The organism is Mesorhizobium japonicum MAFF 303099, from assembly GCF_000009625.1.
In the GTDB taxonomy this organism is placed as follows: Bacteria; Pseudomonadota; Alphaproteobacteria; order Rhizobiales; family Rhizobiaceae; genus Mesorhizobium; species Mesorhizobium japonicum.
On the sequence record NC_002678.2, the window covers coordinates 6,243,509 to 6,257,716 of the forward strand.

Genomic DNA, 14,208 nt, shown 5'->3' on the forward strand with positions numbered 1-14,208 from the left:
GCATCAGACACGTAAGGTTCACGGTCTAGTCAGGAGCATCAAGGGTGCGTCGTATTGCCGTATTTTCTCTCTACAACGAGCATGGAATTGCCGATGACTATGTCATCTTCCTGCTCGAAAAGCTGCGCGAGTTTGTCGAGAGGATTGTTGTCGTATCCAACGGAAATCTTTCCAAGCTTTCGGAAATAGCAATCAAAGCCAGTTGTGATCAGCTTCTGGTCCGGGAGAACGTGGGATTTGACGTATGGGGATACAAGACCGGTATCGACGCTGTCGGCTTTGACGCTCTTTCCGAGTATGATGAACTTATCCTGCTGAATGACACTTGCTACGGGCCTCTTTTCCCGTTTTCGGAAATGTTTTCTGAAATGGAGCGCCGGGATTGTGATTTCTGGGGCAGCGCTGCCCATTCGAAAATGACGCCAAATCCGTTTACCGGAACGGGCCATCTGCCTCGCCACCTCACAGCAAACTTCATTGCTGTCCGCGAGAAGATGTTGAAATCACGCGCCTTCAAAACATACTGGGAAAATCTGCCGGCGATCAAAACTTACATCGACGCTATCATGCTTCACGAGTCGCAGTTTACCAAGCATTTTACAGATCTTGGCTACTCGGCGGAAGCGTATGTTGATCCGGATAAGTATGGCTCGCACTATCCGGCGTTTATTAACGTGGATGAGACAATCATCAACCGCTTCCCCTTGCTAAAGCGACGTCCGTTTTTTCATGATCCGACGTTTTTGAATGCTCAAGGCATTGATTTGCCGCGCGCTTTGCGAGTTCTTGAGGAGACATCCGACTACGACCTCAATCTGATTTGGCGCAATGTCCTGCGCACTTCGGAATTGAGGAATCTAAACACGAATGCCGCGCTGATGAGCGTCTTGCCCGATGAGCGAGCCAAAGACGATGACGCTCCTTCCGACTACGGCAAGATCGCTGTCTGCGCGCATATCTACTACACCGATATGCTGGAAGAGATACTGGCGCTGACCGGCAACATCCCGGTTCCCTATGATTTCATTGCCACGACGGATACGCCGGATAAAAAGGCCGAGATTGAAGCCACACTGGCAAAACGCCCTGGCGTGAAGAACGTCATCGTCCGCGTGGTCGAGAAAAATCGCGGTCGTGACATGTCCTCGCTTTTCATTTCCTTGCGCGATCTGCTCGTCGACGACCGTTATGACCTTGTGTGTCGCCTGCATACAAAAAAGTCGCCTCAAGTGCAGGCGTCGAGAAGCAACCTGTTCAAGCGGCATATGCTTGAGAACTTGCTGAATACGCGTGGCTATGTCCACAATGTTTTGGATATGTTTCACGACAATCCGTCAGTCGGACTAGCCGTTCCGCCTGTCGTTCATATTTCCTATCCGACGATGGGGCACGCATGGTTCTTCAACAGACCAAAGGTTGAGGAAACCGCGCGGCTTTTGAACATCAAGGTCAAGTTCGATCATGACACCCCGGTGGCTGCCTATGGCACCATGTTCTGGTTTCGGCCACGCGCCCTGCGCAAGATGTTCGAACACAAGTGGAAATGGGAAGACTTCAATGCCGAGCCAAATCATGTTGACGGCGGCTTGGCTCATGTGCTGGAGCGGCTGATCGCCTATGCGGCTCAGGACGCTGGATATACCACGCGGCACATCATGTGCGCGCATCAGGCGGCGCACAATTACACCATGCTGGAGTTCAAGCTGCAAAAACTTGCCAGCCTGATGCCGTCAGGCGACTTTCCGTGGCAGTGCCATTTGTTGTCTGAGTGGAAGAAGGCCGGTTATCCCGTGGCAAACCATCTACCGTCCGCTCTGTCATCGTCGCAGACGTCGGTAACGTCAGTGAAGCGCTCTCTGGGTAAACTCAATTTGGCCATTAAAAACTCTCTGTGGTTCAGAGCGCCTACCCTGTTCAAAATACTGAGACCGATCTATCGAGCTGTGGCCAAGCCCTAAAATCAAACTCTAGCCATGGCGAAAACGCCGTGCGCTTTTTCCTGGAAGGCGGGCCTCATATGGCAAGCCGCCGCGTAGAAGATCGCATGTGGCCGGTCTTCTTTATCGGCGCCGAATGGTTTAATGGGTGCGGCCGAGGTCCTGCCAGACGGTACCATTCCAACCAGCGGTCTTGGAGTACCTGTTTTTCAGCGCTATCACGGGCATCGATGACACAACCTGGAAACGCCACTTCTCAATGATGTTTGCGTGGCAGGATGTGGTTCGGCGCCGCCGGCGATCCCATTTCGGAGCGTTCTAGTTCTAAGTGCCATTTGCACCAGAGAGAGATAGGTCGATGAGGCGTCTGGCAATCGCATTTTATTACGATCAAGAAGGCAAGATAGATGAGTATTATTTTCACCTGATTGCATCGATAAGGCCCTTTGTTGAACAACTGCTGGTCGTTTGCAACGGTCCGATAGACGACGAGGCTCGATCTCGCCTTCCTGACGCTACCGACAGCTTTCTGATCAGGGAAAACAAGGGGTTCGATGTTTGGGCCTATCGGACTGCCCTCGAACATATCGGGTGGGATGAGCTTTCACAGTTCGACGAGATATTGTTTTTCAACCACACTTTCTACGGGCCGATTTTTCCCTTCTCCGAAATGTTCTCGGAGATGGACCAACGTCACTGTGACTTTTGGGGAATCTCCGCCCACAAGGCGATAAGGCCCAATCCGATCGACGTCAGAAAATCGGAACTGCCCTTCCATCTCAATTCCCATTTCATAGCAGTGCGGCGGTCCTTGCATCAGTCGAAGGCGTTTCGTGACTATTGGACCCGGATGGTGTCCATCAACTCCTATATAGAGTCAGTTGCGAAGCACGAGACGGTGTTCACAGCGCATTTTCAGGCTTTGGGTTACACCTGTTCGGTATTGCTCGATCCCGAACGATACAGGACGCCATACCCGGTTTTCATGGAGCCGGACAAAACGCTGGAGGACCGGAGCCCGATCCTGAAGCGGCGCCTCTTCTTTCATGACACGCTGTCCCTTGAGCGCGCGGCCATCAACCTGCCGCGTGCTTTGGAGATCATAGAGAACCAATCTGACTATGATTTGTCGCTGATATGGAAAAGCGTTGGCCGCTTGGGCTCGCCTCGTACGCTAAACGGTAACGCCGCATTGCTCTCCGTCCTGCCGGATGTCCAGGTCGGTCCGCAAAGGAATTGGGACGATTGTCGGATAGCTGTTCTCGCGCATGTCTATCACCTCGACATGATCGACGAGATTCTCGGCTATGCCGAAAACGTGCCGAAGGGCTATGACCTGATCGTCACGACCGACAATGCCGATAAGCAGGCCTTGATTCAGCAAGCGATCGCGAAGGCGACGAACGCCAGCAATGCGGTCGTCCTGGTCGTCCGCAACGACGGCAGGGATACGTCCGCCCTTCTTGTCGGTTGCCGGGACTATGTACTTGAAGACCGGTACGACTTGATCTGCCGGGTCCATTCCAAGCGATCTCCCCAAGACGGCCCGAGGGGAGAGTTGTTTAAACTCCACACTTTTGAAAACCTTCTTCACACGCCTGGCTATGTCTCGAATTTGCTTGAACTCTTTGCCAACAATCCAGCGCTTGGTCTCGTCATGCCACCGTTGGTTCATATTGGCTATCCGACCATTGGAAATTCATGGGCTGGCAACAAAGCCAACGTGGCAAAGCTTGCCCGACAGTTGGGCCTGATCGTGCATTTGGATGATAGTACACCTGTCGCGCCTTACGGCGGGATGTATTGGTTTCGTCCTGCAGCTCTAAGGAAGCTTTTCGAAGAAAGGTGGAACTGGAACGATTTTGCCAATATGGATTATCGGGATGGGAGTTTGGTCCATGCCATAGAGCGGATCATAGCCTATGTTGCAATCGACGCCGGCTATACCTTTCGGCACGTGATGACTGCCGGGCATGCTGCTCACAACTACGTAATGCTGGAGGCTAAATTGCAAGCCCTATGCGAGAACGGGGCTCCAGCGGAATTCGGAAACTATGGAGTAGTAAGGGCCTTTCGTGGCCTCATCTTCGCGATCAAGAGGTCAATTGTAGCCAGATCGCCGATAGCGTTCAGGATTCTCAGGCCACTCTATCGCGGGCTACGAAGGATAATCGCGTTTGGGGATTAGCCAGATCGCAGTGCAACAAACTGAGCTATCTCACGTGGCAAGTCGCTCGTGAGGGGCTCCAAGTGCCTCTCGCCGCGCGTTTACTGTCCGCGTGGGCGTCAGCCACGGGGGAACAGACCACCTATCAGTCGCAAAGGTGCGGTCAGCCGCCAACTGCGCGACCTGAGTAGAGCGTCGCGCTCATTGGCGATGCAACTCATGTCCCGTAGGAGCGCGTCGCGTTCGGCGATTAAGCTTGCTTGGGCATTTACAAGGGCATCCCGTTCAGCGATCAGAGTGCCGCGGGTTCCGACGAGGGCATCACGTTCGGCCGCCAGGCCGCGGACTTCAAGGGATTGCTGTTCCAAAAAGCTTGCAAGCTTCGAATTCTCTTGACGGGCCCGCTCTGTCTCGGTGCTGCGCGTGCTAAGTTCACCACGCAGTTGCACAACCGCCAGTTCCTCCGTCGCCATGGCAGCCGAAAATGTTTCGCAGGCGTCGTCAAATCTCGTCCGCATAATATCCAGCTGATCAAGCAAGCCATTGTCTTCATCGCCGGCAGCGATCGTGCTCAGAATTTGATAGGTCTCACGGACCAGCGACGCAACTTCGGGATGATGACGCATATCTTCGGGCGTGGACCTTTCATGATAAAGGTCTGTCGTCAAAAACTGCTCGACCTTGACGTCCGAGCGGTCGGGGTGAGCAGGCCAGACGACACCGGTTTTCTCAGCTGCGCGGTCCATATGCTTTCGCCAGTCGACCAGAAACCCCTCATATGACAGAATATATCGCGGCATGTGTCGTGAATGATATTCAGCTTCGAGGACATGCCTGAGCCACAACAGCAGTGACTTTGGCAGCGCCATTTTATCTCTCCGGTGCAGCGAATATGCGACCTCAAGAGGATTGCGTATCGGCAGAAGAGCGACGGGGCTGACATTCATTTCGTCCAAGATCGACGACATGAACGGAACAAATCTGCATGTCCGCGGGTCTTTGATAACGATCAGCGGTTCGTAACCGAACTCGTCGATGAGCAGCTGTTTTATTCTCCGACGATACGGCTCTGTTGCCTCTGAGTTAATCCTCTGCGGCTTGAGTTGACGCCAGTCGAGCCAGGATGAGCCCACCGATGCGAGCAGTTCGTCGTGCGCAAGGGAAAGGGGCGCGCTCTCGAAGAATCCACGCGGATTGGCCGCGTGCGACGGCAGCGGGGTCTTCGGCCCGGCTGCTCCCAATGCATTGATGACGCCCCCAAGCGCCGAGGTTCCGCTCCTGTGCATTCCCAGGATTAAGATGGCTTGACGCGTCGGTGCCCGTGGCAATCCGGCTATTGGGGTCATCAATTGAAGGTGCTTTTCATTCCGGTTGGCTAATGTTCAGTACGCTTAGACCAAGCTCTACTAAAACGTCAATTCCATGAAGGTCGCGACGAACGCAGCTCCCTGGTCGGATTGCGTGGCTGACCGGGTGCCCCCGATCTCTGTTGTTCGGCCTTGACCTCGAGAGTGGGTTTGGACCGTTGAGGGCGTGCGGAAGAGGATGATGCTACGATCTATCGAGCCCTGGCTCGACCTCGATATCGCGAAACGCTTTAAGCCAGCGACTCCACCCGCCCAGCTCGAAGTGTGAGTTTTTTCGTGCAGACGCGTCGGATGAGCGCATCGTCGTGGCTGGCCAACACGATGATGCCGGCCTTTTCCGCCAGTTCGTCCATGCGTCGTTTGGCTTTCTCCTGGAACGACGCGTCGCCGGCCCCAATCCATTCATCCATCAGAAGAATTTCAGGCTCGAGAGTGGTCGCTGCAGCAAATGCCAAACGTGCCGCCATGCCTTGGCTGTACGCCTTGAACGGCAGGTCGATGAAGTCGCCCAGTTCGCTGAAATCGATTATTTCTTCCATCTTCTCTTCGATCTCGGCTGCCGTCCAACCGCTGATCAACCCCCTCAGCACGATGTTCCTGCGCCCGGTGGCCTCGGGACGAAACCCTATGTGGATGTTGAACAGGGCATCGACCTTGCCGGTGATCGATATCGTGCCACCCGATGGCTGGTAGATTCCGTATAGAACCTTGAGCAGGGTGGTCTTGCCGGCGCCATTCGGGCCGACAAGCCCTAACCGGTCGCCCGCCTTGAGCTCGAAGCTGACACCGTCGAGCGCCTGCACGACCTGTTTGGTGCCCGACTTGGCTATATTGCCGCCGAGAGCGCTCCGACGCCGGCCGGGCGCCGAAAGCGTCAACTTTTCAAACAGGCGATAGACCAGGCTGACATTGTTCAGTGTGATGGAGGTCATGGAACTCAGATCAGGAAAACGATGCGCTTGCGATAAAGGCCCAGCAGCAGCAGCGCAAGTGCCCAGAGGCCGAGGCAGAAATAGCCTGTCACCGCCAAAGCATGCCCCGGAAATATGCCCGTTGTGATCGGGTCTCGCACGCTCTCCAGGAAATAGGTGAACGGGTTCCAATGATAGGCGTATGCTTGAATGCCCTCTTGCCCGCTATAGACCCAGAAGACCGGCGTGAAGAACATGCCCACCCGCATCAGGTTGCCAACGATGAATTCGCTGTCGGGAAAGAATGCGCCCAGGAACGCAAAAACCACCACAAATGCAGGGGTTGCCAGGATCAGGAGCAACAAGCCCAGCGCGGACAGCAGCCAGTTTGTGTTGATTCCGTAACCGCTCAAAAGCAAAATAAGAACGCAACCCGCTAGCGAATAACCAGCCCGAATGATGCATTGCATCGTCAATCGCATCACATATACGAACAACGGCAGCGTCGTGCCTTGAATGAAGCTCGCTTCGCGCTGGAAGAGAGACACGCTCATGGTGATGGTCTCGGTGAGGTAGAACCACACCAGCATGCCGATGGCCACATAGGCTATATAGCTTGGGTTGCTTGCGTCCTTGGTCACGAAAACAAAGGCAAATGTGCCGACGAAAGCGAAATAGTTGACCAGCATCCAAAGCGGGCCGAGCGTCGTGCGTCTGTGCTGGTCGCCGATGTCCTCATGGGCAAGCGCGATCCAGACCCGGTGTAATCTCATGGCTTTTGAGATGTCGTCAAAAGCGCCGTTTAGTGCCGCAATCATAGTTGGGAGTATCGCAATCCGTTGTTCTGGCGCATTGTCTTTCGCTGGCCATGGCGAACCACCAAACCCATCTCTAATAGCCATTTCGACAGGCATATGGCAACGCATTGCGTCGTAACGACGTCAAGAGCAGAGTCAACTGCGGCAAAACTGGACACATGCTGGCGCCGTGCGACTTTTTTCGTTAGCTGAGACTAATGTTAAGCTCGCGGCAATCGTCAGAGAATGATGCACCACGCTTCCCCATTGACCGTCCGCTCATCCCGAAAAAACCTCTGGCTATGACGTCGAGCCCACAGTATGCGATACAACGCGACAGGCCGGAAATGGCACTTTGAAAAAAGTGAACGGCCATGAGCGATTTTCGTGTTCGCACTGGTGTTCACGTCCACGAGCCTGGAGCCTAGCGCCATCCGATGAAGCTGGAATCTGTATTCGGACTTCGGCCACTGATGCGCCTCGCCTCCATGAAGAACTCAGGCAGGGTGTTCGACATTCGTGGATAGGGCAGATCTGCGCATAGCGGTGCTGATGGGCACGAAAGACGGCGCCCCGTTCATAGATGAGCAGTTGCAATCCCTGCTCGCCCAGTCGCATCCGCTCATCGACCTCTGGATCTCCGATGATGGCTCCGTCGACGGCACGGTTCCCATCATTGAAGCCTGGAAATCCCGCTGGACAAAGGGTCGAGTAACGTTGGTGCAGGGGCCGCGCGAAGGCTTCGCTGCCAATTTTCGTTCGATGATACTCGACCGGCGTATCGATGCCGACTTCTACGCCTTCAGCGATCAGGACGATGTCTGGGAGCCGGACAGGCTGGAAAGTGCCGTCCAATGGATGCAGGCTTTCGGCGCGGAACCCCCGTTGATGTTCTGCTCGCGAACCGCGACCATGACCGAAACGGGTAGCCTTGCCGGCCACTCGCCATTGTTTCGGCGGCCGCCATCCTTCCGCAACGCGCTCGTGCAAAGCATCGCCGGCGGCAACACTATCCTGCTCAATCGCGCGGCACGGGACCTGTTGGCAAGGGCTTCGGCACGCACGGGCTTCGTCAGCCACGACTGGTGGGCCTATCTGGTTGTAACCGGGGCCGGCGGCGTCGTCCACTACGACCCGCGGCCCCTGGTGCGCTACCGGCAGCACGCGGCGAACCTTGTCGGCGCCAACGTGTCGTGGGCGGCAAGGGTCTCGCGGCTTGGGCGTCTGTTCAAGGGCGAGTTTGCCGACTGGACCGATCTCAACCTTGCCGGTTTGGCGGTCAATCGCGACCTGCTCACGCCGGATGCCGCGACGTGCCTCGACCTGTTCGCAAGTGGTCGGCAGGGCAGTCTTTTCCAGCGTTTGCGCACTCTGCTCGTAAGCGGTGTCTATCGGCAGACCCTTGCCGGGACGCTGGGGCTTTATCTCGCATTCGTCCTGGGTCGCATCTGAAATCGAATCGCTTCAAGGCGCGTGGTCTAGCGGTGACCTCGTGCTCCATTGGCCAGTGCGAGAACCACTTTCCGTAAGACGGCCGCTGTTTAGTCCGTGGAGGTGATCGCCCGCGCCCTTTCAAGCGTCAATGCCACGATCGCTGCAGCTCTGTCAGGGGTAGCAGCCTCCGAATAGCAGCGAAGTTCAGGTGCGTTGCCGGAGGGCCGCAAATGGATGATCTCACCGGTCTGCATTCGCATCCTGAAGCCGTCGGTCTCGTCGACTTCGGCAACGGTCCCGAAAGGCGCCAGGAATTGCTGCAGTGCATCCCGATCCGCCAGGCGGCGCATCAAGCTGTGCGAGCTTTCCACCGGGAAGTTTTCAAGTCGCTCGCTTGCGCAAACCGGAAGCTTCCAGACCGTGCGCAGCTGCGACAGCGTATTTCCTGTCGATGCAACCAGACCCAGCACGGCGAGGATCGGGAGCAGGGAATCCCGTGTCGGCAATGCCGTCAGTGTCATTCCGCGCAGGGAACAATCCGATCCCAGGAGAACGCCGCCATTGGCCTCGAAGCCGACGACGATGCGGCCGGCCTGGTGTGATGCTTCCATCCCTTCGATAACAAAGGGAGATCCGACCTTCGTCCTCACGACCTTGAAACCGAAGGCTTTCGAAATGCCCGAATTGGAGGTCACCGGCGTCACGACGACGTCTGCCCGCAAGAACAAGGCCGTGGCGAGACCGATCAGGTCGCCGCGAAAAAGATCGCCATTCTCGTCGGCAATGAGCGGCCGATCGGCATCGGCATCTGTCGACACGATGGCATCGAGGTTGAATTCCCGAGCCCAACGCTTGAAGTTTGCTAGTGTGGTCGGGCTGACAGCTTCAGTATCAACGGGCACGAAGGTACCGGATTTCCCGACAGGCGTCACATTAGCGCCAAGGGATTGGAGAATCTCGACCAGCAGATCCGCCGCCACCGAGCTGTGCTGATAAACGCCGACCCTCATGCCGGAAAGGGAGCCGGGCTCCAATATGATCTCGGCGCGCGTGCGATAGGCGGCGATCGCTTGATCATGGCGTGTTGGTGGAGCCGTTCCTGGCGGCGGCGGAGGGCGATAGGCGCCCGATCTCTCGGCGGCGTATCGTGCCATGGCGGCTTCATCCGCCTTGCTGATCTCGCCGTGCGGGCTGTAAAATTTGATACCGTTGCGATCAGCGGGAATATGCGAACCCGTCACCATAAGGGCCGCTGCGCCTTGCTGCTGGCCGTACAGCGCCAAAGCCGGCGTTGGAATGGCTCCGCAATCGATCGGTTGAAGCCCGCTTGCCGCCAGGGCTGCCATGCAGTTGGCGGCAATGGCGGGACTGCTGTCGCGCAAGTCACGACCCACCAGCACCATGGAGTTCGGCTGAATCCCGCCGGCAGTCAGGCGCCAGGCGAAAGCCTCAGTATAAAGTCCACTCGGGTTGCCGACCAGTTCCGAAGCCAGGCCTCTAAGGCCACTCGATCCAAATTTCATCACTTCACTTTGGCTGATGAGAGGCAAGGCCGCCATGTTGCGGTAGGTCTCCTGTTAACCGAAAAGCGCTTTGCCGCCCACCCGGGGTTTTCCTCGAGAGTTTGAAAAATAGTGCGTCGATGGACGAAACGGCAACGGCAGCGCTGTGGAAATGCGTCAAACGGCAGCCAATTGCATCGCCTGAGCAGCCCGTGGCAACAGGGTGTGCCTTAAACCTTTCCGCCGGTTGCGCGGTATCTTGGTCGACACGTGATCCCAATCAAACCGTCTGTGAAAAAATCTCTGGCGATGGCCTCAAGTCCACGCTATGCGGTAGCGACGGCGGGGGCCGAGGATTTGACGCTGAGAACAGGTGGTCGGTGACGGATGGTATTCGATCTGACGCCGCATTAGTGTTGAAGTTCTCACGCCTGGAGTTCAATACTCGCCAATGACTTCCTATGCAGAAGCCGTGTTCGGATTTCGACCGAAAATGCGGCGCGTCATCATCATGATCCAGGATCTGCTCATGGTCCTGGTCGCGGTGGCGCTTAGTCTCGTCCTCTCCAGGTCAGACCTTTCGTTCGATGCATTCTCCTATGAAGGCCTGGTCACCTGGGTCGGGATCGTTCTCGTCAGCCACTTGCTGTTCAGATATTGTGGTCTCTACACCACGATCTGGCGCTTTGCCTCGACCCCGGACTTTTTCAACATTCTGAAAAGCTGTGCGATTCTGACGGTCGTGCTCTATACTCTTTCGCTGGTGTTTCGTTTCTTCCAGCCCGTGGCTGGCCTCAACGAGCGCCAATTCATCGTCTTCTTCCTCGTTTCCTTCACCATCATATCGGCGCCGAGGCTGTTCTACCGATTTCTTCGCGACGGCGCGAGCTGGGGCATCCTCACCCACAAGGCCAATAAAGTGCAGGCCAAGCGGGCGCTGTTCGTCGGCCGGCTTGGCGAGGCCGACCTGATCATTCGCTTCACGCGCACGGCAGAGCCGGCCGACTATTCCATTGCCGGCATCATGGCGACCGAGCGCGGCGCACCCGTGGGCACGCGGATTCAAGGTGTTGCCGTGGTGGCGTCCAGGCCACGCCTGATCGATGTCCTGGAGGACTACGCGGCGGGCACCAAGAGCATCGACCTGCTTATTTTCGGCAGCGGCGTCGAGCATGAGATCGAGGAGTATTCCGAGCTTGTGCGTGTCGCCCGGCACGGCGGCATAGCCGTCGCGCAGTTCTCGAGGCTTTCGCAACTGGGGCAGGAGGGAAAGATCGTTCTCGACGAAGTCGAGATGGAAACGATCCTGCGCCGCCCGACCGTGCCGTCCGATATCGCGCGTATCGGTGCCTTCGTCGGCGGCAAGCGCGTCCTGGTGACGGGAGGCGCCGGATCTATCGGCCGGACCCTGGTCAAGCGGTCGCTGGAGCTGGGGGCAGGGGCGGTGCTGGTCGCCGACAATTCCGAATTCGGCATCTTCCAGTTGAGCCAGTATATCGACGAAAAAGACCATGATCGCCTGAAGGTCCGCATTGTCGATGTCGCGGACCGGCGCCAGATGACGCGAGTCGTCACGGAATTCAAACCGGACATCATCTTCCATGCCGCGGCGCTGAAGCACGTTCCGCTGCTCGAGGAGAACTGGGAATCGGCCATCCAGACCAATGTTTTCGGCACGCTTGTCTGCGCCGAGGTTGCCGCAAAATGTGGGGTTCCACAGTTCCTGCTGATATCGAGCGACAAGGCCGTCGATCCGACCTCGGTGCTTGGCATCACAAAGAGGGCCGCCGAGCAGCTCGTCAGCGCCCTGCACGAAAGCCACGCAATCGCGCCGGACGGGCGCCGTTCCGGCACCAAGTTCATAGCCGTGCGGTTCGGCAATGTGTTTGGCTCCAACGGCTCGGTGGCGACCATCTTCCAGGCACAGATCGAAGCCGGCGGTCCGGTCACGATTACCGATCGGCGCATGACCCGCTATTTCATGACGGTTGCGGAAGCCGTCGACCTCGTCATCATGGCGGCCGCCGACGCACAGTCGCGCAACGGCAAGGACGACTATGCCATCTACATGCTGGACATGGGCAAACCCGTGCCGATTCTCGAAGTCGCCGAAACCATGATCCGCATGGCCGGCAAGACGCCCTATGCGGATATCCCGATCCGCTTCACCGGCATCAGGCCCGGTGAAAAGCTCCATGAGACGCTCCAGGGCGCCAATGAGGAGATCGTCACGCTCGACATCGCCAAGATCTTTGGTCTCAGGACCGATGTGGTGGCGTGGCCGACGGTTCAGGCAGCGCTGGCCGCGCTGCAGGTGGCCATGAAGAACCAGGACAAGGCTTCCGCCCTTGCGGTGTTGGCGCAACTCCCTCGGCCGGAGACGCCAGCGCCCGACACGCTGCAGGAAACCGGCCCGAGAACGGTTGGGCAAGCAGGTTAGATACGTTGCAGCTGACGGTTGAATGGCGGGATTTTGCCCGGATATCGATCCCGCGGCCGGCGCCGTCGGAGCAATTCCCAAGGGGAAAGCGCTACCGGCTTTTGCCGCGAAAGCCGTTTCACACTTTTCCTGGAATGGCTCTAGTGATCGGGGGATGGCCGTGAAGGGACTGAAGCGTGCCTTCGATCTCGTCGCGACAGCCATGCTGTTGTTGGTGACATCCCCTGTCTTGTTGCTCTGCATGCTTGCGGTGCGGACATCGTCGCCCGGTCCAGTGATTTTTTCGCAAACGCGGGTCGGTCGCGATGGTGCGTTGTTTCGCTGCCACAAATTGCGGACGATGTATCAGGGAACGCCGTCCTTGCCCTCCCACCAAGCGCCAGCGAATGCCGTGACCGCGGTCGGGAGGACCTTGCGGAAGTTCAAGCTCGATGAACTGCCGCAATTCTGGAATGTTCTTCGGGGCGAGATGAGCCTGGTCGGGCCGCGCCCTTGCCTGCCGACACAGACGGAACTGATCGAGCGTCGCAGGCAACTGGGCGTGTTGGCGGCGCGCCCGGGCATTACCGGCATGGCCCAGATCAGGGGCATCGACATGTCCAACCCTGAGCTTCTGGCCGAAACCGATGCCGCCTATCTCAGGACCGCATCGTTCTGGCTCGACCTTCGCATCCTGTTTGGAACGCTCTATCGCAAGGGGGGCGATTGAGCGTCTCCGAGCCGAGCTATCTCGGCCAGCCGCTCCAGCGTCCCGGTTTCCGGCAGCCAACCTTCGGATACGAGCAGGGAAGGGTCGCATATCTGTGAAGCGGTCAGACTGTCCCAGGACGTCCGCTTGCCCAAGAGGATCGCGGCTATCCGCAACGGCCCGGCCGGCACGGCCATAAGGCGCGTCGGTCGTCCGAAACCGTCGCGAAAGGCGTCGACAATGTCGGCGATCGAAACCGGTGGCACATCGCTGGCAACATGGATCGGCCGCAGCCGCCCCGAAAGACTGAGCAGATGCCATATCGCTCCTGCCGTCGATTGCGCCGACAGCAGCGAGCGGGTTCCCGTCAGGGCGCCTGTCGGCAGCGGCAGGCCCGTATCGGCCATGCGCATCAGCGTCGCCAGGTTTCCTTGCATGCCGGTTCCGTAGACTGGGGGCAGCCGCAATACGGTGGCGTCGGACCGGCCATGCGAAGCATAGGCGTCCAGCACCCTGATCTCTGCTTCGCGCTTCGAGCGCCCATAGGCGCATTGCGGATCGGGAATCGTGTCCTCGTCGATCGTTGCGCTGACGCGCGCACCGATCACAGCCCGGATCGAGGAGAGCTGGATGAACCGTCCGCTTGCCTGTTCGGCTGCCGCTTGCGCCAGCCTTGCGCTCAATTCCGCATTGGCCGCCCGAAAATCGGCTTCGGTGGCATTGCCTTCATCATTGTTCAGACCCGCGCAATGAACGACATCGGTAACACCCCTGGCGAGCGCCAGGAAGGCAGCCGTCGGCGCATCGACATCGGGCATCCGCATGGCATCCTGTCCCGGACCAAGCCTCTCCGGGTGGCGGGACGCGAGGCGAAGCTCGGCGCCCGCCTCGCGAAGCCGATGCACCACCTGACGGCCGATGAAGCCTGTCGCGCCTGTGACCAGGACTTTCATTGGTCTTGCCCT

At 57.7% G+C, this 14,208-nt stretch carries 10 protein-coding genes; 5 read left to right on the top strand and 5 right to left on the bottom strand.

Features of this window, described 5'->3' with window-relative positions; genetic code table 11:
• The first annotated feature begins 44 nt into the window (after window positions 1-44).
• Complete coding sequence (locus MAFF_RS30810; RefSeq protein ID WP_010914944.1) at window positions 45-1,958, top strand: rhamnan synthesis F family protein; 1,914 nt, start codon at window positions 45-47, stop codon at window positions 1,956-1,958.
• A gap of 337 nt (window positions 1,959-2,295) precedes the next feature.
• Window positions 2,296-4,125, top strand: a complete 1,830-nt coding sequence (locus MAFF_RS30815; RefSeq protein WP_010914945.1) for a rhamnan synthesis F family protein — start codon at window positions 2,296-2,298, stop codon at window positions 4,123-4,125.
• A 98-nt stretch (window positions 4,126-4,223) separates the two neighbouring features.
• On the opposite strand, the gene MAFF_RS30820 is transcribed toward MAFF_RS30815, so the two are convergent.
• The 3 genes from MAFF_RS30820 to MAFF_RS30830 form a co-directional block, all read right to left on the bottom strand.
• Entirely contained in the window at window positions 4,224-5,450 is a 1,227-nt protein-coding gene (locus tag MAFF_RS30820; protein WP_010914946.1) for a sulfotransferase family protein, read from the bottom strand.
• Window positions 5,451-5,701: 251 nt separating this feature from the next.
• Window positions 5,702-6,349, bottom strand: coding sequence for an ABC transporter ATP-binding protein (locus tag MAFF_RS30825; protein WP_244420655.1), 648 nt, complete (start codon window positions 6,347-6,349; stop codon window positions 5,702-5,704).
• A gap of 59 nt (window positions 6,350-6,408) precedes the next feature.
• Window positions 6,409-7,296, bottom strand: coding sequence for an ABC transporter permease (locus MAFF_RS30830; protein WP_244420656.1), 888 nt, complete (start codon window positions 7,294-7,296; stop codon window positions 6,409-6,411).
• Between the two features lie 402 nt (window positions 7,297-7,698).
• Here MAFF_RS30830 and MAFF_RS30835 point away from each other — a divergent pair, with 402 nt between their 5' ends.
• Complete coding sequence (locus MAFF_RS30835; protein ID WP_010914949.1) at window positions 7,699-8,631, top strand: glycosyltransferase family 2 protein; 933 nt, start codon at window positions 7,699-7,701, stop codon at window positions 8,629-8,631.
• Between the two features lie 89 nt (window positions 8,632-8,720).
• On the opposite strand, the gene MAFF_RS30840 is transcribed toward MAFF_RS30835, so the two are convergent.
• Window positions 8,721-10,172 carry a phosphomannomutase gene (locus MAFF_RS30840; RefSeq protein WP_010914950.1) on the bottom strand — a complete coding sequence of 484 codons (1,452 nt, stop codon included), beginning with the start codon at window positions 10,170-10,172 and terminating at the stop codon, window positions 8,721-8,723.
• Window positions 10,173-10,566: 394 nt separating this feature from the next.
• Here MAFF_RS30840 and MAFF_RS30845 point away from each other — a divergent pair, with 394 nt between their 5' ends.
• Both MAFF_RS30845 and MAFF_RS30850 read left to right on the top strand, forming a co-directional pair.
• The gene (locus MAFF_RS30845) at window positions 10,567-12,555 is read left to right on the top strand and encodes a UDP-N-acetylglucosamine 4,6-dehydratase (protein WP_010914951.1); all 1,989 of its coding nucleotides are present in this window, start codon (window positions 10,567-10,569) and stop codon (window positions 12,553-12,555) included.
• A 154-nt stretch (window positions 12,556-12,709) separates the two neighbouring features.
• Window positions 12,710-13,264, top strand: coding sequence for a sugar transferase (locus tag MAFF_RS30850; RefSeq protein WP_010914952.1), 555 nt, complete (start codon window positions 12,710-12,712; stop codon window positions 13,262-13,264).
• Here the strand turns inward: MAFF_RS30850 and MAFF_RS30855 are convergent.
• Window positions 13,243-14,196 carry a UDP-glucose 4-epimerase family protein gene (locus MAFF_RS30855; protein ID WP_010914953.1) on the bottom strand — a complete coding sequence of 318 codons (954 nt, stop codon included), beginning with the start codon at window positions 14,194-14,196 and terminating at the stop codon, window positions 13,243-13,245. The two genes, MAFF_RS30850 and MAFF_RS30855, sit on opposite strands and share 22 nt — an antisense overlap.
• Window positions 14,197-14,208: the final 12 nt, after the last annotated feature.